The 23013-nt window shown below is 67.0% G+C and carries 21 protein-coding genes and 1 tRNA gene; 13 read left to right on the plus strand and 9 right to left on the minus strand.

Annotated elements, in window-relative coordinates; genetic code table 11:
* Positions 1–394 precede the first annotated feature (394 nt).
* From JOF46_RS02400 to JOF46_RS02415, 4 genes are all read left to right on the plus strand, one after another.
* On the plus strand, positions 395–1732 hold the full coding sequence (locus tag JOF46_RS02400; RefSeq protein ID WP_209905861.1) for an ABC transporter substrate-binding protein: 1338 nt from the start codon (positions 395–397) through the stop codon (positions 1730–1732).
* 209 nt (positions 1733–1941) lie between these two features.
* Positions 1942–3075, plus strand: coding sequence for a carbohydrate ABC transporter permease (locus tag JOF46_RS02405; RefSeq protein ID WP_209905862.1), 1134 nt, complete (start codon positions 1942–1944; stop codon positions 3073–3075).
* Positions 3075–4028 (plus strand): carbohydrate ABC transporter permease, encoded by a 954-nt coding sequence (locus JOF46_RS02410; RefSeq protein ID WP_209905863.1) that lies wholly within the window; start codon positions 3075–3077, stop codon positions 4026–4028. Before JOF46_RS02405 ends, JOF46_RS02410 begins: the two co-directional genes overlap by 1 nt.
* 73 nt (positions 4029–4101) lie before the next feature.
* A complete protein-coding gene (locus JOF46_RS02415; RefSeq protein ID WP_209905864.1) occupies positions 4102–5094 on the plus strand; it encodes a hypothetical protein in 993 nt (330 codons plus the stop codon).
* Positions 5095–5119: 25 nt separating this feature from the next.
* Here JOF46_RS02415 and JOF46_RS02420 read toward each other — a convergent pair whose 3' ends face one another.
* From JOF46_RS02420 to JOF46_RS02445, 6 genes are all read right to left on the minus strand, one after another.
* On the minus strand, positions 5120–5947 hold the full coding sequence (locus tag JOF46_RS02420) for a glycerophosphodiester phosphodiesterase family protein (RefSeq protein ID WP_209905865.1): 828 nt from the start codon (positions 5945–5947) through the stop codon (positions 5120–5122).
* 55 nt (positions 5948–6002) lie between these two features.
* Positions 6003–6827, minus strand: a complete 825-nt coding sequence (locus JOF46_RS02425; protein WP_209905866.1) for an HAD family hydrolase — start codon at positions 6825–6827, stop codon at positions 6003–6005.
* A 29-nt stretch (positions 6828–6856) separates the two neighbouring features.
* A complete protein-coding gene (locus JOF46_RS02430; RefSeq protein ID WP_209905867.1) occupies positions 6857–7768 on the minus strand; it encodes a carbohydrate kinase family protein in 912 nt (303 codons plus the stop codon).
* A gap of 104 nt (positions 7769–7872) precedes the next feature.
* Positions 7873–8655: an alpha/beta hydrolase family protein gene (locus JOF46_RS02435; RefSeq protein ID WP_209905868.1), complete on the minus strand. Its 783-nt coding sequence runs from the start codon at positions 8653–8655 to the stop codon at positions 7873–7875.
* 20 nt (positions 8656–8675) lie between these two features.
* Positions 8676–9485 carry an enoyl-CoA hydratase/isomerase family protein gene (locus tag JOF46_RS02440; protein ID WP_209905869.1) on the minus strand — a complete coding sequence of 270 codons (810 nt, stop codon included), beginning with the start codon at positions 9483–9485 and terminating at the stop codon, positions 8676–8678.
* 173 nt (positions 9486–9658) lie between these two features.
* Entirely contained in the window at positions 9659–10420 is a 762-nt protein-coding gene (locus JOF46_RS02445; RefSeq protein ID WP_209905870.1) for a substrate-binding domain-containing protein, read from the minus strand.
* A 29-nt stretch (positions 10421–10449) separates the two neighbouring features.
* On the opposite strand from JOF46_RS02445, the gene JOF46_RS02450 reads away from it, so the two are divergent.
* Entirely contained in the window at positions 10450–10836 is a 387-nt protein-coding gene (locus JOF46_RS02450) for a DUF5997 family protein (protein WP_245347972.1), read from the plus strand.
* Positions 10837–10861: 25 nt separating this feature from the next.
* Here the strand turns inward: JOF46_RS02450 and JOF46_RS02455 are convergent, their stop codons facing one another.
* Both JOF46_RS02455 and JOF46_RS02460 read right to left on the minus strand, forming a co-directional pair.
* Positions 10862–11293, minus strand: a complete 432-nt coding sequence (locus tag JOF46_RS02455; RefSeq protein ID WP_071216235.1) for a universal stress protein — start codon at positions 11291–11293, stop codon at positions 10862–10864.
* Positions 11294–11358: 65 nt separating this feature from the next.
* Positions 11359–12057, minus strand: coding sequence for a dienelactone hydrolase family protein (locus JOF46_RS02460; protein WP_209905871.1), 699 nt, complete (start codon positions 12055–12057; stop codon positions 11359–11361).
* A 260-nt stretch (positions 12058–12317) separates the two neighbouring features.
* Between JOF46_RS02460 and aqpZ the strand changes: the two genes are divergently transcribed.
* Positions 12318–13097, plus strand: coding sequence for an aquaporin Z (gene aqpZ / locus JOF46_RS02465; protein WP_209905872.1), 780 nt, complete (start codon positions 12318–12320; stop codon positions 13095–13097).
* A 151-nt stretch (positions 13098–13248) separates the two neighbouring features.
* Here the strand turns inward: aqpZ and JOF46_RS02470 are convergent.
* Positions 13249–13332 (minus strand) — tRNA-Leu (locus tag JOF46_RS02470).
* Between the two features lie 283 nt (positions 13333–13615).
* Here JOF46_RS02470 and JOF46_RS02475 point away from each other — a divergent pair.
* The 7 genes from JOF46_RS02475 to pknB are packed head-to-tail and all read left to right on the plus strand — an operon-like array spanning position 13616 to position 22927.
* On the plus strand, positions 13616–14362 hold the full coding sequence (locus JOF46_RS02475) for an FHA domain-containing protein (RefSeq protein WP_209905873.1): 747 nt from the start codon (positions 13616–13618) through the stop codon (positions 14360–14362).
* The gene (locus JOF46_RS02480; RefSeq protein WP_209905874.1) at positions 14359–14841 is read left to right on the plus strand and encodes an FHA domain-containing protein FhaB/FipA; all 483 of its coding nucleotides are present in this window, start codon (positions 14359–14361) and stop codon (positions 14839–14841) included. Before JOF46_RS02475 ends, JOF46_RS02480 begins: the two co-directional genes overlap by 4 nt.
* 2 nt (positions 14842–14843) lie before the next feature.
* Positions 14844–16265, plus strand: coding sequence for a PP2C family protein-serine/threonine phosphatase (locus JOF46_RS02485; protein WP_209905875.1), 1422 nt, complete (start codon positions 14844–14846; stop codon positions 16263–16265).
* A complete protein-coding gene (locus JOF46_RS02490; protein WP_209905876.1) occupies positions 16262–17671 on the plus strand; it encodes an FtsW/RodA/SpoVE family cell cycle protein in 1410 nt (469 codons plus the stop codon). The genes JOF46_RS02485 and JOF46_RS02490 overlap by 4 nt, the downstream gene beginning before the upstream one ends.
* Positions 17668–19116: a penicillin-binding transpeptidase domain-containing protein gene (locus JOF46_RS02495; protein WP_209905877.1), complete on the plus strand. Its 1449-nt coding sequence runs from the start codon at positions 17668–17670 to the stop codon at positions 19114–19116. The genes JOF46_RS02490 and JOF46_RS02495 overlap by 4 nt, the downstream gene beginning before the upstream one ends.
* Positions 19113–20969: a protein kinase domain-containing protein gene (locus JOF46_RS02500; RefSeq protein ID WP_209905878.1), complete on the plus strand. Its 1857-nt coding sequence runs from the start codon at positions 19113–19115 to the stop codon at positions 20967–20969. The genes JOF46_RS02495 and JOF46_RS02500 overlap by 4 nt, the downstream gene beginning before the upstream one ends.
* Before the next feature lie 29 nt (positions 20970–20998).
* The gene (pknB, locus tag JOF46_RS02505) at positions 20999–22927 is read left to right on the plus strand and encodes a Stk1 family PASTA domain-containing Ser/Thr kinase (protein ID WP_209905879.1); all 1929 of its coding nucleotides are present in this window, start codon (positions 20999–21001) and stop codon (positions 22925–22927) included.
* The last annotated feature ends 86 nt before the right edge of the window (positions 22928–23013 follow it).

Raw genomic sequence — 23013 nt, forward strand, 5'->3', positions numbered from 1 at the left:
CACCGGTTCCCCCGCACGTGAAGCGCGGCGCGGGATCCCGGCCGTGTCGCCCGCGGCCACCACCGGGTGCCCGGCCGCCCCACGGTGCTGTGCGGGACCCAAAAGTTCAAGTCAATTCCCGATTGCTGGAACCGTCATGTTGGCCCAAACCCTTGAAAAACGTGTGCCGGCTCTACATGATGGGCATTAGGAGAGCTTCGGTCCCTTGCGGGCGGAGGCCCTTCGCCTTCATGGGGGAACACCACGGTGATCCAGCCAGGGAGGCTGCGTTCCCGGTGGGCCACGCCCCGTCGGGGGCCTGGCCGCCCGCGGCGCTCGCGGCCAACGGGCCACCATTTCCCCTTCCTATTACGTACCGGGTGGCCGCGGCCACCCGGTTAGACCAGGAGGAATGATGAGAACATCACGACGGGGAAAGGCATACGCCTCGCTGGCGGGCCTGGGGGTTGCTGCCATGGTGCTCACCGCTTGCGGCGGGGGACCGGGGGCACCGGAAACCAGCGCCGCCGGCACCGAATCCGGTGCGGCGACAGGCAAGGCGGAGGTCACCTTGTACGGCACCATCGCCGACGCCGAGGCCAAGCTGCTCGAGCAGTCCTGGGCCGACTGGTCCAAGGAAAACAACATCAAGATCAAGTACGAGTCCTCCAAGGAATTCGAGACGCAGATCGCCGTGCGTGCCCAGGGCGGCAACGCCCCGGACCTGGCGATCTTCCCGCAGCCCGGGCTGCTCGGGGACCTGGCCACCCGCGGGTTCCTCAAACCGGCGCCCGAGGGCGTCAAGGCCAATGTCGCCTCCGGCTGGTCCGAGGACTGGGCGAAGTACGGCACCGTCGACGGCACCCTGTACGGTGCCCCGCTGATGGCCAGCGTCAAGGGCTGGATCTGGTACTCGCCGGCCGAATTCAAGGACAAGGGCTACGAGGTCCCCACCACCTGGCAGGGGCTGCTGGATTTGACCGCGCAGATCGAGAAGGACAAGGGCAAGGCCCCCTGGTGCGCCGGCTTCGGCTCCGGGGACGCCACCGGCTGGCCGGGCACCGACTGGGTCGAGGACCTGGTGCTGCGCCAGTCCGGGAAGGACGTCTACGACCAGTGGGTCGCCAACGAGGTGAAGTTCACCGACCCGAAGATCAAGTCCGCGCTCGATGAGGTCGGCAAGATCCTGAAGAACCCGAAGTACGTCAACGCCGGCTACGGAGATGTGTCCTCCATCAACGCCACCGAGTTCGGTGCGGTGGCCGACGTCCTGGTCAAGGGCGATTGCTCGCTGCACCACCAGGCATCGTTCTTCAGCGGGTTCATCACCGAGGCCGGCGGCACCGTCGGCCCGGATGCGGACGTGTGGGGCTTCGTCACCCCGTCGATCGACGGCGCGGGCAACTCCGTGACCGGCGGCGGCGAGATCGTCGGCGCCTTCAGCGACGACCCGTCGGTCATCAAGGTGCAGGAGTACCTCTCCAGCGCCGAGTGGGCCAACTCCCGGGTGAAGCTCGGCGGGGTGCTCTCGGCCAACAAGGGCCTGGACCCGGCCAACGCGTCCGATCCGCTGCTGCAGGAAGCCGTAAAGATCCTGCAGGACCCGGCGACGACGTTCCGCTTCGACGCATCCGACCTGATGCCCGGCTCCGTCGGGGCAGGCACCTTCTGGAAGGGCATGGTCGACTGGATCAACGGCTCGGATTCCGAGACGGTGCTCAAGGCGATCGAGGCCGGCTGGCCCTCGTCCTAGCGCCTAGCGGCACCCGCGCCCGGCGGGCCCGGACCGGTCACACCGACCGCCCGGACCCGCCGGCGCACCACCCCACCTGGTTTTCCGGCCCGCGCATCGATGCCCGGGCCGCGCTCCATTTCCAGCATTGCCTCCGGATAGCGCGCAGCTGACCCCGCCACCGCGGGGCGCTGCGGGCAGCCACCTCGAAAGGCCGGCACCGACGCATCATGACAACCTTCCTGCAATGGCTCAGCACGCTGCCCACCCTGGCGCAGATCCCGATCATCATCGGGGTGTTCGGCGCCGTGGTGCTCCTGCTGCTCTTCCTCATCGAGCTGGCCCCGCGGCGCGGGCGCAAGTACACGATCATCCGCGCCGTGGCCTGCGTCCTGTTCCCGCTGTTGATGGTCGCGATCCTGGATTCCTACACCTGGGCCATCGTCGCCGCCGGCTTCCTGGGGTTGCTGCTCTTCTGGCTCGACTACCGCTCGCGGCACGGTGCGGGGTACATCTTCGCGCTGGTGGGTTTCCTGTCCCCGGCGTTGCTGCTGTTGGCTGCCGGCCTGGTCATTCCCACGATCCAGACCACGGTGCAGTCCTTCATGAATTCCCGCGGCACCGAATTCGTGGGGCTGGAGAACTTCATCTGGATCTTCACCCAGCCCGCCGGCATCCGCACGGTGCTGAACACGGTGCTCTGGGTGCTCATCGCCCCGGCGGTGTCCACGATTGCCGGGATGGCCTACGCGGTGTTCATCGACAAGTCCCGCGGGGAGAAGTTCTTCAAGATCCTGGTGTTCATGCCGATGGCGATCTCCTTCGTGGGCGCCTCGATCATCTGGCGCTTCGTCTACACCGCGCGGCCGGCGGACTCGGACCAGATCGGCCTGCTGAACCAGGTGATCGTCTGGGCCGGCGGGGAACCGGTGCAGTTCCTGCAGGAATCCCCGTGGAACACCGTGGCGTTGATCGCGGTGCTGATCTGGGTGCAGACCGGGTTCGCGATGGTGATCCTCTCCGCGGCCATCAAGGGCGTGCCGATCGAGCAGCTGGAAGCGGCCGAGCTGGACGGCGCAAGCGCCTGGCAGCGCTTCGCCAACGTCACGCTGCCGGGCATCCGCTCCTCGCTGGTCGTCGTGCTGACCACCATCTCGATCGCCTCGCTGAAGGTCTTCGACATCGTGCGCACCATGACCGCCGGCGCCAATGACACCTCGGTGATCGCCAACGAGATGTACACCCAGTTCCGCAACTTCGAGGCCGGGCGCTCCGCGGCGTTCGCCCTGATCCTCTTCCTCATGGTGATGCCCATCGTCATCTACAACGCCCGGCAGATCAAGATGCAAAGGGAGCTGCGCTGATGTCCACGCTCGCCAGAACCGAAGAAGCCACCGCGGCCCCCGAGCCCGGGACGCGGCGCGGCCGCCCGGCCGCCTCGCTGGCCAAGACCCGGCTGACCAACCGCTGGGCCACCCTTGCAGCATTGGTCATTGCCGCGCTGTGGACCGTCCCGACCATCGGGCTGCTGGTCTCCTCGTTCCGCCCGGCGCAGCAGGTGCGCACCACCGGCTGGTGGACCCTTTTCCAAAACTGGGGTTTCACCACCGACAACTACACCGCGGTGCTGCAGGCCGGAAACTCGCAGCTGACCATGGCCGGATCGTTCATCAACTCCATCGCGATCACCCTGCCGGCCACCGTGATCCCGCTGGTGCTGGCCACCCTGGCCGCCTACGCCTTCGCCTGGATGCGATTCCCGGGCAGGGACCTGATCTTCGTGCTGGTCTTCGCGCTGCAGATCGTGCCCATCCAGATGGCGCTGGTGCCGCTGCTGCGGCTCTTTGCCGCCGGGGAGCTCTTCGGGGTCCCGGTCATCGGGGCATTCGGGTCCGCCGGGTACGCGCAGGTGTGGATCGCGCACACCATCTTTGCGCTTCCGCTGGCGATCTTCCTGCTGCACAACTTCATTGCCGAGATCCCCAACGAGATCATCGAGGCCGCCCGGGTCGACGGGGCCAGCCACGGGCAGATCTTCTTCCGGATCGTGCTGCCGCTCACGGCCCCGGCGATCGCCGCGTTCTCCATTTTCCAGTTCCTCTGGGTGTGGAACGACCTGTTGGTCGCGTTGATCTTCGCCGACGGCGCGGTCGCCCCGATCACCAAGCTCCTGGCGGAGATCACCGGAAGCCGCGGGCAGGACTGGCACCTGCTCACCGCCGGGGCGTTCGTGGCCATGATCGTGCCGCTGGCCGTGTTCTTCGCGCTGCAGCGCTACTTCGTGCGCGGGCTGATGGCCGGTTCCGCCAAGGGGTAGGCGGGCCCCGCGCGACATGCGCTTCGGGTCCGCTCACAGCAAAGCCGACGATTCACTGGCTACCATGGAACACGTGGCTCAGTGGATTAAGACTTGGACGGAAGACGGCTGGCGCGCCGAGGTGCTCTCTTGGGTGGACATGGCCTGCGAGGCATATTCCATCAAGCGCATAGGCGCACCTCAAAGCGCATCTTCATCGATCCGCGCGACGCACCTGCGGGTGCCAACCGACGCCGGGCTGCTGTTCTTCAAGGCGGTGGCGCCCGGGCAGCTGTTTGAGCCCCCGGTGACCGCCGCCGCCGCGTCCCTGGTCCCGGAGAGGCTGGTCATGCCGCTGGCCATCGACCCGGACCGAGGCTGGATGCTCTCACCCGACTACGGGGCAACCCTCGACGAGCTGGCCACGACCCCGGCGCTGTGGGTCCGTGCGCTCGGTGCCCTGGGCCAGCTGCAGCGCGAGCTCGTGCCGTGCGAGGAGGCACTGTTCGACGCCGGCCTGCAGATCCTGGATCCCGCCTGGATCCCCGAGGAGTTCAACAACGCGCTCACGCTGCATGCCTCGCTGCCCGCGGAGCATCCGCTGGGCATCCCTGCCCGCGACGCAGACCACGCCTTCGCAGCGCTGAAGGACATCGAGGAGGCCTGCGCGCAGCTCATCGCCGGGCCGATCCCGCTGAGCCTGGAGCACGGGTCCTTCGACCGCCGCCGGGTTTTCGCCCCCACCGACGAGAGCACCGCGCCGCGGATCCTGAACCTCGGCGATGCGCACTGGGCACACCCCTTCGCCTCGCTGGCCCGTCCCATCGAGCGGATGCGGATCGATTTCCGGGCACAGGCCGACGACCCGCGGATCATCGCCGCCATCGGCGCGTACCTTGCGGCGTGGGGCGACTACGGGTCCCCCGACGAGCTCTATGCCCTGGTGGCCCCGGCCCTGCGGATCTCCCCGCTGCACACCCACGAAACCTGGCTGCAATTGCTGGCTGAGGCCGACGAACCGGCCCTGCTGCGCTGGGCGCCGAAGGTGCTCGAGCCGCTCGCCGAACTGGCCGCCACCACGGCCTGAGCCGCGGGTCCAACGCGGCCCTGTTTCAGCCGGCCGGGCGGTCCTGCGGCCAGATCCCGCGGACGGCCATGACCCGGGCCAGGACGTCGGCGTTGTCGCTCATGATCCCGTCCACGCCCAAATCCAGCAGCCGGTGCATGTCCGCTTCCTCGTTGACCACCCACACGTGGACCTGCAGACCGGCGGCGTGGGCATGGCGGATGAGGTTCGGGCCCACCACGCGGATGGCCCCGTGCCGCTCGGGGACCTGCAGGGCCGCGACGTTGCGGAACCAGGAACGCGGCAGCGGGGCGAGGGAACCGAGCAGCGCCGCCGCACCAACGCCCAGCACCCCGGGGCTGGCCGCCACCGGGGCCCCGGCAGCGGCCAGCATCCGCTGCACCGCCGCGCGCCGCCGCCCGTTGAACGAGGCCACCAACACCCGGTCCGCGGCCCCGTGGCGGTCGATCGCGCGGGCCAGCAATGCCGCGGAGGCCGGATCCTTCACATCGACGTTGAAGTGCGCGTGCCCGAAGGCCTCCAGCAGCTGGTCGAAGGTGGGGATCGGTTCCCCCGCCACGCGCAGCCGTGCCAGTTCGGCCGCGGTGCAGTCGGAGACCTTGCGCGTCTCCCCGGTCAGCCGGCGCAGGTCCTCGTCGTGGAACACCATCAGCACCCCGTCCCTGCTGGCGTGCACGTCGGTCTCCAGGTAGCCGAAGCCCAGCTCCACGGCGGCGTTGAATGCCTTGAGGGTGTTTTCCCCGCCGTTCGGCGCGAACCCGCGGTGGGAGAACGCCAGCGGGGATCCGGCCAGCGGGGAGCCGGCGGTGTTGCGCAGGTACGGTGCGGTCCCGACCCGTGGTGCCTCGATCATGATGCTGCTTCCCCCGTCGGTTCCGCCCGCGGGAGCGGGCCTGGTCGGTGTGTGCCTAGCGTGTTTCCGGTGTGCGGCCGGCCAGGATGTCCTCCAGGATGCGGGCCACCCCGTCGTCCTCGACGCCCGGGGCCAGGTGGGCGGCGGCCAAGAGCGCGCTCGGGTGCCCGGAGGCCATGGCATACCCGTGCCCGGCCCAGGAGAGCATCTGCAAGTCGTTGGGCATGTCCCCGAACGCGACGACCTGGCCGGCGCCGATCCCCAGCCCGGCCGCATAGGCTTCCAGCGCGACGGACTTGTTCACGTCCACGTGCGCCATTTCCAGCAGCGAGACATCGAAGGCGGAGTGCGTCACCGAGACCAGCTCCGCCAGGGAGCCTGCGACCGCTGCCATGAAGGCGTCGGAGTCCCGGGTGCGGGACTTGGCCAGGAACTTCACCACGCCCGCCTCGTGCAGGTCGGCCGCGCCCAGGTCAAGTGCGCGGATTTCCCCGAGGCGCCCGGTGTCGCCGGGTTCGGCGAATCCGGCCCCCAGGTGCAGTCCGCGGGTGGTTTCGGCCGCGAAGGTGGCCGTGGGCTCTACGCGCAGGATGATGTCCCGGACCTGGAGCAGTGCCGCGGGTTCGATGGTCGCCGCGGAGATCAGCGACTCGGATTCCAGGTCGTAGAGCACCGCGCCGTTGGAGCAGATCACGGTGCCCAGGTGGCCGAAGGCCCGGCGCACCGGATCAAGCCAGCGCATCGGGCGGCCGGTGACGAAGACGACGTGCAGCCCGGACTCGCGGGCGTGGCGGAATGCCTCGATGGTGCGCGCGGAAATGGTCCCGTCCGCGCGGATGATGGTTCCGTCCAGGTCGCTGGCGACCAGCCGCACATCCATGTCCGTTTGCCCCCCAAATGCCTCTGTGCTCAGGAAATTTCTTGCCGGGTCGGCGGGTTGGCGCCGGGCCGCGAGACGGTGATCGCCGCCGCGCGGGCGGCATAGTCCAGGATCTCGGTGAGCGTTCCGGTGTCCAGTGCGTGCAGGTGCCCGCGCCGTTCGCTGCCCAGCAGCCCGCGGGATTCCAGCGCGGAGATCATCGCGGAGATGAACGAGTCCCCGGCACCCACGGTGTCCGCGACGTCCACCACCGGTGCGGCGGTGCGCGCCGTGCCGGCCTTCACCAGTCCCCAGGGGCCGCCGGAGCCGTAGGTCGCCACGACCATCGCCGGGCCCAGGGCCAGCCAGGCGGCGGCGGTGTCCTCGACGCTGCGGTGCGGGTAGAGCCATTCGAGGTCGGAGTCCGAGGCCCGGACCACGTCGGCCAGCGCGACGAAGCGTTCGACGTTGGCCACCGCGGCGGCGTGGTCGGTGATCAGCGAGGGGCGGATGTTGGGGTCGTAGGAGATCGTGGCGTGCGGGCGGGCGGCCTCGATGAGCTTGCGCACCTTGGAGGCGCCCGGTTCCACGAGCGTGGCCAGCGAGCCGGTGTGCACGGCCCGTGCCTCGGCCAGCGCCGGGGTGTCGGCGGGCAGCTCGGGCAGGTCCCAGTGCATGTCGAAGGTGTAGCTGGCCGCACCCACGGGGTCCAGGATGCCTCGGGCGGTGGAGGTCGGGGCGTCGTCGGGGCCGCAGATGTAGCGCACGTCGTTGGCGGCCAGCGACTGCTGGATCATCACCCCGTACTCGTCCTTGCCCCAGCGTCCGATGAACGTGGTGGGGTGCCCGAGCTTGGCCAGGCCGACGGCGACGTTCAGCGGGCTGCCGCCGACGAAGGACCGTGGCGCGCTGATCCCGCCGGAAAGCACGTCGACGAGGGCCTCGCCTATGACCGTCAGCACATCGGGCTCCTCATCCTTGGTTCTGGGGGTGTCGACTTCAATATACCGGTCGGTAGCCAAGGTCGGCGCAGTGTGTGCCGCTGCTCTCCGTCCCGCCGGGCACCTCAGCCCTCTTGCGCGGGGGCGGCGCCGAGTTCCAGCAGGGCCGCCACGCTCGCTTCCCAGGCCCGGTCCCCGGGGGTGATCAGCCCGTAGTGGTCCCCGGCCAGCTCCCGGTAGGCCACCGGGGCACCTGCGGTGCGCGCGCGGGCGGCGAAGGACCGGGCCAGGGCCACCGGCACGTCCGCATCATTGCTCCCGTGCAGCATCACCAGCGGAACCACGGGCAGGGCCCGGGCCGCGGGATCCGCGTTTTTCCAGGATTCCGGGGCGGATTCCGGGGTGCCGCCCATCAATTCGGCGGCGGCGCCGTTGCTCAGGTGGAGTTCGTGGGCCAGGTGCAGGTCCAGCACCCCGGCCTGCGAGACGACGCCCTCCAGGGTCCTGTCCTCCGGCGGGCACGCCCCGGGGGCGTCCGGGGGCAGCAGGTTTCGTCCCGCGGCCCAGTACGCCAGGTGGCCTCCCGCCGAGTGCCCGATCCCGATCCGCGGCCCGTCCGGGATCCCGGCAGCGGCCAGTGCCTCATCCAGGGCCTCGAGTCCCGCCGCGACATCGTCGAAGGTCTCCGGGTAGCCGCCCTGGCCCCCGGCGGTGCGCCGGTATTCCAGGTTCCAGGACACGATGCCGCGCGCGGCCAGGTCGGCGGCCAGCGGGCGGCCCAGTTCCGCACCGTAGGCCTGCCGCCAGAACCCGCCGTGGATGATCACGGCAATGACCCGGTGCAGGCGTGTTTCGGGGAGCCGCAATTCGGCGTACTGGCTGGGGTGCGGGCCGTAGGCGTGGTGCACAGGCGGTGCCGTAAACGGCACTAGCGGCCCGGGAACTCGGGGGCGGACTTGGCCACGAAGGCCGCGCGCCCCACCACGGAATCCTCGGTCGTAAAGGCCTTCATGAAGGAACGGGCCTCGGCCTCCAGTCCGTCGACGACGTTCAGCCCGGCAATCTCGTTGATCGCGTGCTTCACGTTGGCCACCGCGGTGGGCGCCTTGGAGGCGATCTCGGCGATCGTGGCCAGGGCGGCGTCGAGCAGCGCCGCGTTGTCCTCCAGGACCCGGTTGACCAGTCCGATGCGCAGGGCCTCGGCCGATTTGATGCGCCGGCCGGTGTAGATCAGTTCGCGGGCCATGCCGATGCCCACGCGCTGCTGCAGGCGCACCGAACCGCCGAAGCCGGGCACCAGGCCGAGGTTGACCTCGGGCTGGCCGAAGCTGGCGTTTGCGGAGGCGTAGAGGAAGTCGCAGGCCATGGCCAGTTCGCAGCCGCCGCCGAGGGCGAATCCGTTGACCGCGGCGATCACGGGAACCGGGAGTGCCTCGAGTCGCAGCGTGACATCGTGCATGCGCCGGCCGTAGGCCAGGGCCGCTGCGGGGTCCATGGTGTTCATTTCCACGATGTTGGCCCCGGCGACGAAGGCCTTCTCCCCGGCCCCGGTGATGATGATCCCGCGCACCGGCCAGTTGGCGTCGGTGCCGAGGTCCGCCAACACGCCGGTGAGCGCGTGGAGGTCCTCGACCACGGCGGCGGCCAGCGCGTTCATCGACGCGGGCTGATTGATGGTCACCAGCAGCGCCTCGTCACGCTGCTCAACGAGCAATGTCTGGTAGGTCCCGAAATCCATGTGCACTCCCTTGTGATTGGCTTTGCGACCAGCGTCTCATGTTTGCCGCATCACAGGCATGTTGGCGCGCGGTGGTGAAAGCGGGCGGACGGTGCCGCCGAACGCGAAGACCCGTCCTGCTCCCCGCACGGAACGGGGGCAGGACGGGTCTTCGCGATGCGGAAAGACAAGGATCAGCGCTTGCGGCCTCGGGAAGCGGGCTTTGCGCCGCGCTTGGCCCCGGGCCGGGACCCGGCGGCGGCGGCCTTCCTCTTGGTCTTGGCCTTCTTCGCGTCCTTGGCCGCCTCGGATTGGCTGGTCTGGCGTTTCTTGCGGGCCTCGACCGCCTGCTCCTGCTGGCGTTGGGCCACCGAGGCCTGCCGGGAGGAGTGCTCCCCGCGGCCGCGCACCACCCCGATGAATTCCTCGATGACCGGGTCGGCGGGTTCGTCGCCCACCGGCGCCAGCCAGGCGATGCCGACGCTGGTGCCCGGGACGCCTTCAAGCACCTTGTGCACCACGTCCTTGCGGTGGTGCAGGCGGGCAACGCCCATCGGCAGCACCAGCAGGCCCGCACCCGAGGAGGCGACCTCCATGGCCATCGCGGTCCCGCCCACCGATTCGGGGTAGTCGGCCAGGTCCAGGAAGTTCTCGCCGGAGAGATCCGCGTACGGGATCGTCTCCTCGTAGAGCTCGATGTCGTGGTCCTTGGCCGCGCAAACGACCTGGGTCTCCTCATAGAGGGGAATCACGTGGATCGCGGGGGTCTTGGGCGAGGTTCCGGTGGCAAAGCGGACAAAAACGACGTCCGATTCCCCGGTGTCCAGGCGCGCCAGGATCGCCTCCCCGTCGTAGCGCAGGGCCTGCAGCGGGTTCTGTGGATAACGTTCGTTCCACCTGGTCAGCCATTTGCCGGGCGTGACGCCCGGTACATAGGCGATTTTTAGTCCTGTCACTACCCCAGCGTACCGGTACGCTAGTGCACATGAGCGAGAAAACCCCACAGAACATGAAGCCGGCGACTGCCGCAAAGAAATTGGGCATCTACCTGCCCGCAGCTCCGGCCGAGTTCCAGGAGGGTCCGGTCACCCGGGCCGGGCTCGACGAAATGCTGGCCAACCCGCCGGCATGGCTCGAGGAATTGCGTGCCAACGGCCCGCATCCGCGCCCGGTGGTGGCCCACAAGCTGAACGTTTCGATCGCGGGCCTGGCCCGCGCCGAAATCACCGAGGCGTTGAGCACCGAACAGATCGAGGCCTTGCTGGCCGACCGCCCGGTGTGGCTGCAGGAAGAGCGCGCCTCGCTGGCCGCCGTCCGTGCCGAGGAAAAGCGTGTGCGTGACGCTGCGGCCGCCAAGGGCGACCGCAGCTAACCACGAATCAACTGTGGTGCGGTGACTACTTGACCGTCTTGACGATGTAGACATCGCACGGGGCTGCGTGTGCCACGGAGGTGGCCACGGAGCCGAGCACGCGGCCCAGGCCCTTCATGCCGACGTTGCCGACCACGATCAGGGTGGCGTTGAGGCGCTCGGCCTCGGCAACCAGGACTTCCTGCGGCTTGCCGTGGGCTGCCGTTGCGGTGATCTTGGCGGTCGGCTCGGTGATGCGCAGGCCTGCGGCGCACTGCTCTGCAACCTTTCCGGCCTGCTCGGCGTCGTCCAGGATCCAGGTGTCGGTGCCGATCTTCACGACTTCGGTGTTGTCCGAGGTGTGGGCGGTCACGACGACCAGTTCTGCATCCATGTTGGAGGCGATGCGTGCCGCGCGTTCGGCGGCGCGCTGTGCTGTCTCGCTGCCGTCAACACCGACGATGATGGTTTCTGCCATGTTCTGACGCTCCTTTTGCTGTGGCCACCCGTTTGGCGGCCATTATTTGGGTGTAAAAAAACTGGTTAGGAAATATTCTGCCGCAGGAAGTCCACTGCCCGGCCCCACGCCACAGCCGCGGCCTCGGGGCGATAGTTGCCCGCCGGGTTCCCGTCGTTGTGGAATGCATGCGGGGCGTCGTAGTAGAAGAACGTCACCTCGGTGCCTGACTCGGCGCGGATCTGCTCTTCCTGGGCGCGTGCCTTTGCCACCGGGTAGGACGAGTCCTCGTTGGCGTAGTGTCCCTGGATCTTGGCGCGCACCCCGGCATAGCTTTGGGGCACTCCCTGGCCGACGCCGTAGAAGGGAACGGCCGCGGAAATTTTCTGTCCCTGCTGCGCCGCCAGGGCCAGCACGAACCCGCCGCCCATGCAGAACCCGATGGTTCCCACGGTTGCGCTCGTAACCGCTTCCAGGCCCAGGAGGTAGTCGACGGCGCCGGCCAGCAGCTTCGCACCGACATCCTCGGGCAGCTTGGACATCATCTTGGCCGCCTCTGCCCGGTCGTGGGCCACCGTGCCGCCAAAGAGATCCGGTGCCAGGGCGACAAAGCCTTCGGCCGCCAGCCGGTCGGCCACGTCGCGGATGTGGTCGGTCAGTCCCCACCATTCCTGGATGACAATGACGCCAGGACCATGCCCGCCCTCGGGCAACGCCAAGTAGCCGTGTGCCGCTTGCCCTTCGGAGGGAAATGAAACGTTCTGGTGCGGTGTCTGGGACGCCATGTTGCTGACTGCTCCTGTCCTACATGCTTCTTTGCCTACGGAAAAGATCGAACGACTCCCAGTCTATGCATGGGCATGTGGCCTCTTGCCCCAAATCGCCGGTGTTTGCATCACATCCGGGGCACCGGGCGCCCGGCAAAGAGGCCCGCGACACCTTTTAATGGGTTCGTGCCCATTCACCGGGGTCAAATGCACCACAAACGTATTATCGTGGGTCACTCCAAAACAGTGCAACGCTAGTGATCATGGAGCCACCCAGCATGTCCCAACCACAGAGCATGACATCGCGTCTGGCAGCCGAGTTCCTCGGCACCGGAGTCCTTGTATTCGGCGGCTGCGGAGCCGCGATCTTCTCCGCCAAGGTCATTTCCTCAAACACCGTCAACATGGGGATCGGGTTCCTCGGCGTTGCCCTGGCATTCGGCGTGACCGTCCTGGTCATGGTGTACGCCGTTGGCCACATCTCCGGCGCCCATTTCAACCCCGCCGTCACCCTTGGTGCAGCACTGGCCGGGCGCATCGAATGGAAGGCCGTTCCCGCCTACTGGATCACCCAGATCATCGGCGCCTCGGTCGCGGGCCTTGCACTCTTTGCCATTGCCACCGGCAAGCACGGCTTTGATCCCGTTGCCTCGGGCTTTGCCTCCAACGGCTATGCCGACCGCTCCCCCGACGGCTACTCGATGCTCTCGGCGCTGCTCGCGGAGATCATCCTCACGGCGATCTTCCTGTATGTCATCCTTGGCTCCACCGACGGCCGTGCACCGAGGGGCTTCGCAGGGATTTCCATCGGGCTGTCCCTGACGCTGATCCACCTGGTTGCCATCCCGATCACCAACACCTCGGTGAACCCCGCCCGCTCGTTGGGCGTGGCATGGTTTGCAGGTCCGGCGGCGCTGGGCCAGGTGTGGTTGTTTATCGTGGCGCCCTTGGTGGGAGCCGCGATCGCGGGGCTCACCTATCCCCTGTTCTTCCCGAACCCCGCGGTTTCCATGGCCGTGGAGATGGACCGAGGGCCGGGAACAGCCAGTGCCGCTTAAGCATGTGCCCACCGGTTCCTGCTGAGGCGCGGTTCGCGGGAAGCGGTGCCGGCCATCCACTGCCCGTCGTGATCGGACGAGCCCGGATAGACCCTCGATCGCATTAACGAAACAACCCCCGGTCCGAAGACCGGGGGTTGTTTCTCATATGTGCGCGAGGGGGGACTTGAACCCCCACGCCCTTGCGAGCACTGGCACCTGAAGCCAGCGCGTCTACCAATTCCGCCACTCGCGCATATTCACCGCTGTTTTCGTCATTGACTTCAACAGCGAGATCAATAATATACACAGATCGCCCCGAACAACTAATCGAGGGGTTCTTTGTGATCAGAGCCACTCTTCTGCAACCTTTGGAGACGGCCATTCGTTCCTGATCAGAGGGCCGGTTTCACCACATTCACCCCCACGGAAAATGCAAGGCAAGTAGTATCGAACAATGCGCAGGGCAACCATGCCCTGCGACGCAATGCCATTAACCGTGGAACCACACGCGTTAGAACCAGGAAGGGAGCGAAGCGATGGGTCTCATTGACAATGTTGAACGCGGACTTGAAAAGCTTGTCACCAGCGTCTTCCGCGGCTCCGGCAGTTCCGAAGTCAAGCCCGTCGAGATCGCTTCGCGCCTGCGCAACCAAATGGACGCGAAGTCGTTGACAATTTCCCAGGCCCGCACCCTCGCCCCGAACCACTTCATCATCCGCCTCGCGGACGAGGATTTCGCCCGGGCCCGGGAATGGGGCGCCCCCCTGGCCCGGGAGCTGTGCACCACGGCCCTGGAACACGCCAAGAGCCAGGGCTACACCCTGCAGGGCGCGGTCGAGGTCAATTTCCGCAAGGACCCCGAACTCAAGCCGGGAGGCTTCGAGATCGATGCCACCACTTCGGATGCCTCCACGCCCGAGGTCCACAACACCCCCGCCGCACCGCCGGCCCCGTCCGCTCCGCCTCGCGCCGCGGCCAGGATGCAGCCAGTGCTGGACATTTCCGGCCAGCGCTACGCCCTGAACCACCCCAGCATCGTCTTGGGCCGCTCGGCAGACACCGACATCCCCATCGAGGATCCGGGGGTCTCTCGCCGGCACCTGAAGATCGAGCAGCGCGGCGCCTCGACCTGGGCCGTTGACCTGGGTTCCACGAACGGTAGCTTCGTCAACGGTCAGAAGATCGTCGGTGAGACGGAGCTGCACGACGGCTCCAACATTGCCATGGGGCAGACGCGCATCATCTTCCGCCTCGTCCCCCAATCGCAAGGAGACCGTGCGTGAACGACCTAGTGTTCACCGTGCTGCGGCTCGGATTTCTCATTTTGCTGTGGCTGCTGGTCCTGAGCATCGTCGGCGCTCTTCGCCGCGACCTCGCCATCGGCAGCAAGGCCCGCGTCGGTGCACCGACCGCCCGGGAGATCCGCAAGGACCCCTCGCTGGCGCCTCCGCCCGAGGTCCCCGCCAAGCAGCAAGCCAAGACCCTGGCCATCCTCGAGGGACCGCTCAGCGGCCTCGAACACCAGCTCACTGCCAGCCCGATCCTGCTGGGCCGCGCCCAGGAGGCAACCATCGTGCTCGAGGACGACTACGCCTCGGGACGCCACGCGCGCCTGTTCCCGCAGGGCACCCGCTGGTTCATCGAAGACCTCGGTTCCACCAACGGAACCTTCCTGGGCGATGCCCAGCTCACCCGCGCCCAGCCCGTTGAACTCGGCCAGAAAATCCGGATCGGCAAGACCGTCATGGAGCTGAGGCCCTAGACATGGCGTTGATGCTGAAGTTTGCGGCGCGGAGCGATGTTGGCAAGGTCCGCTCCAAGAATGACGACTCCGCCTATGTGGGACGCTACCTGGCCGTCGTGGCCGACGGCATGGGCGGACACGTCGGCGGCGACGTCGCCAGCGCTTCCACCGTGCTGGACCTCGTCCACCTGGACGTCCCCGAGACGCCCAACGCCGAAACGGTGCTGCCCGACGAGATCCAGGCAGCGAACCTGGTCCTGAACGACCTGGTCAGCGCCAATCCGAAGCTTTCGGGCATGGGAACCACCGTCACCGCCATGCTGCTCACCGGCGATGTGCTGCAATTCGCCCACATTGGCGACTCGCGTGCCTACCGGCTGAAAAACGGCGTGTTCGAGCAGGTCAGCCACGACCACACCTTCGTCCAGCGGCTCGTCGACGAGGGCCGCCTGCGCCCCGAGGAAGCCGAACTGCACCCGCACAAGAACGTCCTGCTGCGCGTGCTCGGCGATTCGGATGCGAGCCCGGAACTCGACGTGAACCAGTACCCCGTCGAGGCGGGGGAGCGCTGGATGCTCTGCTCCGACGGATTGAACGCCGTCGTTCCCGATTCCATCACCGAACGCATCATGCGCGGCACCGCCTCCCTCGAGGAGACCGTCGAGGACCTCGTCGAAACGACGCTGGCCCACGGCTCCCCGGACAACGTGACCATCGTCGTATTCGAGGTCGTGGAGGACAACGGCGAGACCGCTCCGTCGCCGACCGAGGAATTGGTCCCCGTCGACGAGCCGGCCCCGGACACCGGGCAGCTGACGATCGCCGCCGAGGGCGACCTCGAGGCCAGTGCGGCGCTGATCCGCCACGAGATGTCCAAGCGGCCCCACCTCCTGGTGGGCGCGGCCGAGCTGGCGACCCAGTCGGGCAAGATTCCGATCGTCACCCAGCGCTCGGGCGAGAAGCGCGCCGCGGCAATCCTCACGCACAAGACCCCGGCCGCACAGGCAGCCGAGGAACAGGACGACTACGGGTCCATCTCACGGCGCCCGCGGCGCTGGCTGGTCCCGACGTTCCTGGCCTTGATGACCCTGATCCTTGCCGCCGTGTGCGGCTGGGGCTACCTGTGGACGCAGACCCAGTACTTCGTGGGCAACCAAGACGGCCACGTGGCCATCTTCAAGGGCGTCTCGCAGGACCTCGGTCCGTTGAAGCTCTCGCATGTGGACACCGTGACCGACATCCCCATGGACGCGCTACCGCAATACACGCAGCAGCGCATTGATTCCGCTCTCCCGGCACGGGACCTGGCACATGCCCAGACCATGGTCGGGGAGTTGCTGGTGACAGCCAAGCAACGCTGCCCCGTGGTCGTCCCGGAAAATCCGGGTACCGCCGGGACCTTGCCGGCCCTGCCCTCGTACTGTCAGGAGATCCAACCGTGAGCGAGCTGGAAACCGCGCCTGTCCCACGGCGCAACATGGAGTTGCTCCTGTTGCTGCTGGCCCTGGCCGTCGCCATGGGCGCCTACTACCTGGTGGGCATCAACAGCGATGAGGGATTGAGCCAGGAGTTCATTTCCCAGGGCCTCATCCTGGTCGGGCTGGCCCTGGTCTTCCACGTCGTCCTGCGCATCTGGGCCAAATATGCCGATCCGGTGATACTTCCGGTGACGGTTGCCCTCAACGGCATCGGCCTGGCCATGATCCACCGCATCGACCTGGCGAAGAACGACAACACCGCCTTCCGCCAGATTCTGTGGACCGGCGTCGCCATGGTCGTGGCCATGATCGTCCTGTGGACCATCCGCGACCACCGCGTGCTGCGCCGGTTCACCTACATCGCCCTTGCGGCCTCGGTGCTGCTGCTCCTGCTCCCTCTGATCAAGGGGCTGGGCATGGAGATCAACGGCGCGCGAATCTGGGTGCGGGTAGGGTCGTCGTTGTCGTTCCAGCCCGGCGAGCTGGCCAAGATCACCCTGGCAATATTCTTTGCCGGGTATCTATCCTCGAACCGCGAACTGATCCTGTTGGCAGGCCGGAAGGTCGGCCCGCTGCAGTTGCCCCGCTCCCGGGACCTCGGCCCCATGATCGTGGCTTGGCTTGTCAGCATCGGCGTCCTGGTCGTCCAGCGCGATCTCGGTTCCTCCATCCTCTTCTTCGGGCTGTTCATGGTGATGATCTACGTCGCCACCGCGCGCGTGAGCTGGATCGTCATCGGGACCCTGATGCTGGTCGGCGGCGGCACCTTCGCCTACCTGACCATGAGCCACGTGACCCGACGGGTCGACGGCTGGCTCAATGCCTTCGACCCCGACATCTATCACGCCATCGGCGGCAGCCGGCAAATCGTCGAGGGGCTCTTCGGGCTCGCCAACGGCGGGCTGATGGGCACCGGGCTGGGCAACGGCAGCCCCTACATGGTCCCGCTGGCCAACAGCGACATGATTGTCGCCTCCCTGGGCGAGGAACTCGGGCTCATTGGGATCTCCGCCATCGTGCTGCTGTATTTGATCCTTGTAAGCCGCGGCATGCGTGCCGCCCTCGGATCACGCGACACCTTCGGCAAGCTGCTGGCCACCGGGTTCTCCTTCACCCTGGCGCTGCAGTGCTTCGTCGTCATCGGCGGCGTCACGCGGTTGATCCCGCTGACCGGACTGACGACACCCTTCATGGCCGCCGGCGGTTCCTCCCTGCTCTCGAACTGGATCATTGTCGCCTTGCTGCTGTTGATTTCCCATAATTCACGCCGTCCCATGTTGTCCGGGGTCTCGGCCACCGCGGAGGTCGCCACGAAGGCCCCCCGACGTTCCCACGGTCTCCTTGAATCGATTAAGGAGCACAAGCGATGAACCAAGCCATCCGCAACACCTGGATCGCCGTCATGTTGCTCTTTGTGCTGAGCCTGGGCGCGCTGAGCTACGTGCAGTTCTTTGCCGCGAAGGACCTCAACGCAAATCCGTTGAACAACCGCCAGCTGTTCAAGGAATTCGACCTGCCCCGCGGGGCGATCCTGGTGGACGGCAAGCCCATTGCCGAATCCGTCCCCACCGAGGGACAGTTCAAGTACCAGCGCGTCTACACCGATCCCAATCTCTACTCCCACCTGACCGGGTTCTACTCGCTGACGAACAGCTCCACGCAGCTCGAATCGGTCATGAACGACGAGTTGACGGGAAAGAGCCAGGACCAGTTCTTCGACCGCATGATCAATCTGTTCTCCGGCAAGGAGAACGAGGGTGCCTCGGTCGAACTCACCATTGATGGCAAGCTGCAGAAATTCGTCTACGGCCTGATACCGGACGGAACCCGCGGCACCATCATCGTCTCGGAGCCGAAGACCGGAAACATCATGGCCATGGCCTCCAAGCCGAGCTACGACACCAATCTCCTGGCCGTGCACAGCTCCAAGCAGGCAGCCTCGAACATGAAGGAACTGTTGACCGTTCCGGGTCTGAGCCCGTACCGCAACCCGGCAATCGGCAACCTGATCGCACCCGGTTCCACGTTCAAGATCTTCGACATGGTGGCGGGCCTCGAATCCGGCAAGTACAAGGCCGACACCATGCTGGCGAATCCCCCGACCATCAAGCTTCCGGGAACCAACACCTCGCTGCCGAACTTCGAAGGCGGCAACTGCGCGGCCAGGCCCGAGGCGACTTTCGCGTACATCGTGGCGCAAAGCTGCAACACCCCGTTCGTGAAGATGAGCGAGGAACTGGGCAAGGAACCTTTCCAGGACGTCACCGAGCGTTTCGGCTTCGGCCAGCAGGTTGAGATCCCGATGCGCGTGGTGCCCAGTGTTTTCCCGCAGAACCCGTCCCCCGATGAATTGGGTCTGTCGGTGATTGGCCAGAAGGACGTGAAGGCCACCCCGATGCAGATGAACATGGCAGCCATGGGCATCGCCAACGACGGGGTGATCATGGAGCCGAACCTGATCAAGCAGGTCATCGCCCCGGATCTGCGGGTGCTCTCCGAGAGCAAGCCCAAGGAATTCAGCACCGCCGTCAGCAAGGACATCGCCGACAAGGTCACCGACCTGATGCGCGGTCCGATCAAGAGCGGCACCGCGGTCAGGGCGCAGGTCCCCGGGCTGGACATCGCCGCCAAGACCGGCACGTCGCAGCTCGGTGACGGTTCCGGTCTGGTGAACTCCTGGATCACCGGGTTCGCCCCGGCGGACGACCCGCAGGTGGCTGTGACAATTGTTTTTGAAAAGATTGATTTCAAGACTGGTTCCTCGTTGACCAGTCCAAACCTGAAGAAGATTCTAGAGGCGGTGTTCAACCAGTGAGGCCAATTTCCGGTATCACCCTGGGCGGTCGATACAAGCTGACCGACCGTATTGCCATAGGTGGCATGGGTGAGGTGTGGAGGGCCAGGGACCAGGTCCTTGGCCGCCTGGTGGCAATCAAGATCCTCAAGGAGGAATACACCGGGGATCCCGGGTTCCTTCAGCGGTTCCGCGTCGAGGCGCGCCACACCGCACTGCTGAACCACAACGGCATCGCCAGCGTCTTCGACTACGGGGAAGAAGAAGGCTCCGCCTACCTGGTCATGGAACTGGTTCCCGGCCAGCCGCTGTCCACCGTCATCGAACGCGAACGCGTACTCTCCCCGGACCGCACCCTGTCGATCATTTCGCAGACCGCCAAGGCGCTTGCCGCCGCACACATCCAGGGGCTGGTGCACCGCGACGTGAAGCCGGGCAACCTGTTGATGCTCCCCGACGGACGCGTGAAGATCACCGACTTCGGCATTGCCCGCATCGCCGACCAGGTCCCGCTGACCGCCACCGGCCAGGTCATGGGCACCGCCCAGTACCTCGCCCCGGAGCAGGCCACGGGCCAGCAGGCCACCGGCAGCTCCGACATCTATGCCCTGGGCGTGATCGGCTACGAACTGCTCGCCGGACGGCGCCCATTCACCGGCGAATCGCAGATCGCCATCGCCCTGGCCCAGGTCAACGACACCCCGCCGCCGCTGCCGGAAAACATTCCGGTGCCGGTCCGCTCACTGGTGATGTCGATGCTGGCCAAGGACCCCGCCGACCGGCCGGCCGACGCCGAGTCCCTCGCGGTGGCCGCCGACGCCATCCGCGCCGGAAACCCGGAGACCGCGACGCTCGCCGTGCCCGGAATGCTGCTCTTCTCGGGATCCGACGCCGCCACCCAGGCCATCAGCCGGACCCCGATCACGCAGGGCAACGAGACCGTTGCGCTGCCCCCTGTCGACCCGACGATCGCCGGGCCCGCCCCGGCCACCAATGCCCTGCCACAGGTTCCCGCACCTCAGACGCAGGACGACGGGCAGAACTTCGATTCCTTCATGGGGGCCTCCCAGCAGTGGGAGGAAGAACCCGTTGGCGGCTACGAGCCCGAGGTCGCCGACCGGCGCACCCCGGCCAAGAAGGGCCGCAGCCCCTGGACCACGCCGTTGATCGCGCTGATCGCCCTGGTTGTCCTGGCGATCCTCGGCGCCTGGCTGCTGCCCATGCTCACCGGAAACAAGACCCCGGAAAGCAGCCCGAGCATCACGACCACGGCCCCGACCACGGAATCCTCCTCACCCAGCACCGAGCCGAGCGAAACCGAAACCACGCCGACCCGGTCGAGCGCACCGACGAGCACCGCACCGTCCACCGTGACGGTGTCCCAGAACGAATTCCTGGGCAAGGACTACAAGGACGCCACCGCGACCCTGGAGGGCCTCGGCTTCACGGTGAAGTCCGTGGGCAAGGAAAGCACCGAGGCTGCCGACACCGTCATCAAGGTTTCCCCCTCCGGCGAGCTGCCCGTCGGTTCCACCATCACGCTGACCTATGCCGTCCCGGCAAAGGTCTCGGTGCCCGATTTGTACGGCAAGGACGGCGAGCAGGCCGCCGCGGCGTTGACCGCGCTGGGCCTGGTGCCCAACGAAGGGGAAGCCCAGGAAAGCCCGCTGGCCAAGGGAACCGTGATCGGCCAGAGCGTGCCCAACGGCACCAAGGTCGAGCCCGGCACCACGGTCACCTACATCCTGTCCCTGGGCCCGCCGGAGCCCACCGAGTCCACGACCGCCCCCTCAACCCCGGCCGCTGAGTCCTCGACCCCTGCCGCGGAGGCCCCCGGCAAGGGCAAGGGCAACCCCCCGGCCCCTGGCCAGTAGACGGATTAGGCGATGACGGTGTTTTCACAGTGACCGAGGAACGGATTCTCAACGGCCGCTATGTCGTGAAGGAGCTCATTGGGCGCGGCGGCATGGCCGACGTGCACCTGGGTATCGACCAGGTGCTGGGGCGCAAGGTCGCCATCAAGCTCCTGCGTGCCGAAATGGCGCGCGACCCCATGGTGCAGGCCCGCTTCCGGCGCGAGGCCAAGGCGGTGGCCGGGCTGAACCACCCCAACATCGTGTCGGTCTTCGACACCGGCGAAGAGGAACAGGTGGTTTCCGGTTCCACCGTGGAACTGCCCTTCATCGTGATGGAGTACGTCCGCGGGCGCACCCTGCGCGACCTCGTCAAGGCCGGGGAAATGACCAGCGACCTGGCCGTCAAGTACGTGCTGGGGGTGCTGGAGGCCTTGGAGCACTCCCATTCCATGGGCATCGTGCACCGCGACATCAAGCCGGCCAACATCATGGTCACCGAACGCGGCAACCTCAAGGTCATGGACTTCGGCATTGCCCGCGCCCTGGCCGATTCCGCCAGCACCATGACCCAGACGCAGACAGTCGTGGGCACCGCCCAGTACCTTTCCCCGGAGCAGGCCCGCGGCGAGGCCGTGGACGCCCGCACCGACCTGTATTCCACCGGCTGCCTGCTCTACGAGCTGTTCACCGGCCGGCCTCCCTTCACGGGGGATTCGCCGGTCTCGGTCGCCTACCAGCATGTGGGCGAGCACGCGCCGGCACCGAGCACGCTGGTGCCGGCGCTGGATCCGATCTTCGACGACGTGGTGCTCAAGGCCCTGGCCAAGGACCGCGAGGACCGCTACGACGATGCCGCGGCGTTTGCCACGGCCTTGTCCAATGCCCGCGGGGGGATTGCCCTGGCCCCGGAGGAACTCACCGCGCCGATGCCGCAGTCCCAGGCCCAGGCCGCGGAGCAGGCAACGGTTGCCGCGCTGGCTGCCCCCGGGTTTCCCTCGCCGGAGTCCCCGCCCACGGGCACCCTGGCGCCGCTGAACCACACCGGATACCTCGAACCGGTGCCCGGGGACGGGCCCTGGGACGCTCCTCCGATGTGGGAACAGAACCTGCAGCGCGAGCGCGACGAACACCGGGCGAAATCCCGGCGCACCTGGACCATCGCGATTTCGCTGGTTCTGGCCCTCGCCCTGGTGGTTTCCGGTCTCTTCTTCTACAACTGGATGCGCGCGGAGGCGGAACGCAACGCCCCCGTCGCCATCCCCAACCTCGTCGAAATGACGCAGGCCAAGGCCGAGACAGCACTGTCCGGGCTGCAGCTGGTGTCCAAGGTCGAGACGGTTTTCGACGATGACGTCAAGAGCGGGCTCGTCGTGGAAACCGACCCCGTCGCCACCAGGGAGGTCCGCAAGGGCTCCACGGTGCGCCTGATGGTTTCCAAGGGGCCCGAGTCCCGGGTCCTGCCCGCGGGCCTCGCCGGCCAGTCCGAGGCCGGGGCCCGCCAGGCCCTGCAGGACCTGGGCTTCGAGATCGGTTCGGTCTCCCGGGTCAATGATCCCTCGATCCCCACCGACTGGCTGGTGAACACCGAGCCGAAGCTGGGCAAGACCGTCAAGGTCGGCAGCACGATCGATCTGGTCCTTTCCACCGGGCTGGTGGAGGTTCCGCGGCTCATCGACATGACGGTTCCCGAGGCCACCGAGGCACTCGAGGATCCGAAGGTCGGCCTGCGCATCGAGGTCATCGAGGAGGAGAACCCTCTTGTGAAACCCGGAACGATCATCGCGCAGAAGTCCGCCACGGGTGATGTCACCACCTCCCCGCAGGGCGGCACCATCACCGTCACGGTTGCCGTGAAGCCCAAGGAACCCGAACCGACGGACACCTCATCCGAGGCTCCCCAGACCTCGGAGCAACCACCGGAAACCACGCCCACGCCAAGCGGCCAGGCCACGCCAAGCCCCACCCCGACCCCGTAGCGGGGGCGGGACGCGAAGCCAGGTTCCAGCAAGAAGGGTCCCTGCCCGTGAATGAACTTCACGGGCAGGGACCCTTCTTCTTGTGG

The sequence above is a fragment of the Paeniglutamicibacter psychrophenolicus genome, from assembly GCF_017876575.1.
Taxonomy (GTDB): Bacteria; Actinomycetota; Actinomycetes; order Actinomycetales; family Micrococcaceae; genus Paeniglutamicibacter; species Paeniglutamicibacter psychrophenolicus.

Coding starts and splice junctions, on each gene's coding strand:
- JOF46_RS02450 (WP_245347972.1), top strand. CDS start 10,450: ATGAGCGAGAAAACCCCACAGAACATGAAGCCGGCGACTGCCGCAAAG.
- JOF46_RS02440 (WP_209905869.1), bottom strand. CDS start 9,485: ATGGATTTCGGGACCTACCAGACATTGCTCGTTGAGCAGCGTGACGAG.
- JOF46_RS02460 (WP_209905871.1), bottom strand. CDS start 12,057: ATGGCGTCCCAGACACCGCACCAGAACGTTTCATTTCCCTCCGAAGGG.
- JOF46_RS02420 (WP_209905865.1), bottom strand. CDS start 5,947: ATGATCGAGGCACCACGGGTCGGGACCGCACCGTACCTGCGCAACACC.
- JOF46_RS02400 (WP_209905861.1), top strand. CDS start 395: ATGAGAACATCACGACGGGGAAAGGCATACGCCTCGCTGGCGGGCCTG.
- JOF46_RS02410 (WP_209905863.1), top strand. CDS start 3,075: ATGTCCACGCTCGCCAGAACCGAAGAAGCCACCGCGGCCCCCGAGCCC.
- JOF46_RS02425 (WP_209905866.1), bottom strand. CDS start 6,827: ATGGATGTGCGGCTGGTCGCCAGCGACCTGGACGGAACCATCATCCGC.
- JOF46_RS02455 (WP_071216235.1), bottom strand. CDS start 11,293: ATGGCAGAAACCATCATCGTCGGTGTTGACGGCAGCGAGACAGCACAG.
- JOF46_RS02405 (WP_209905862.1), top strand. CDS start 1,942: ATGACAACCTTCCTGCAATGGCTCAGCACGCTGCCCACCCTGGCGCAG.
- JOF46_RS02485 (WP_209905875.1), top strand. CDS start 14,844: ATGGCGTTGATGCTGAAGTTTGCGGCGCGGAGCGATGTTGGCAAGGTC.
- JOF46_RS02495 (WP_209905877.1), top strand. CDS start 17,668: ATGAACCAAGCCATCCGCAACACCTGGATCGCCGTCATGTTGCTCTTT.
- aqpZ (WP_209905872.1), top strand. CDS start 12,318: ATGTCCCAACCACAGAGCATGACATCGCGTCTGGCAGCCGAGTTCCTC.
- JOF46_RS02475 (WP_209905873.1), top strand. CDS start 13,616: ATGGGTCTCATTGACAATGTTGAACGCGGACTTGAAAAGCTTGTCACC.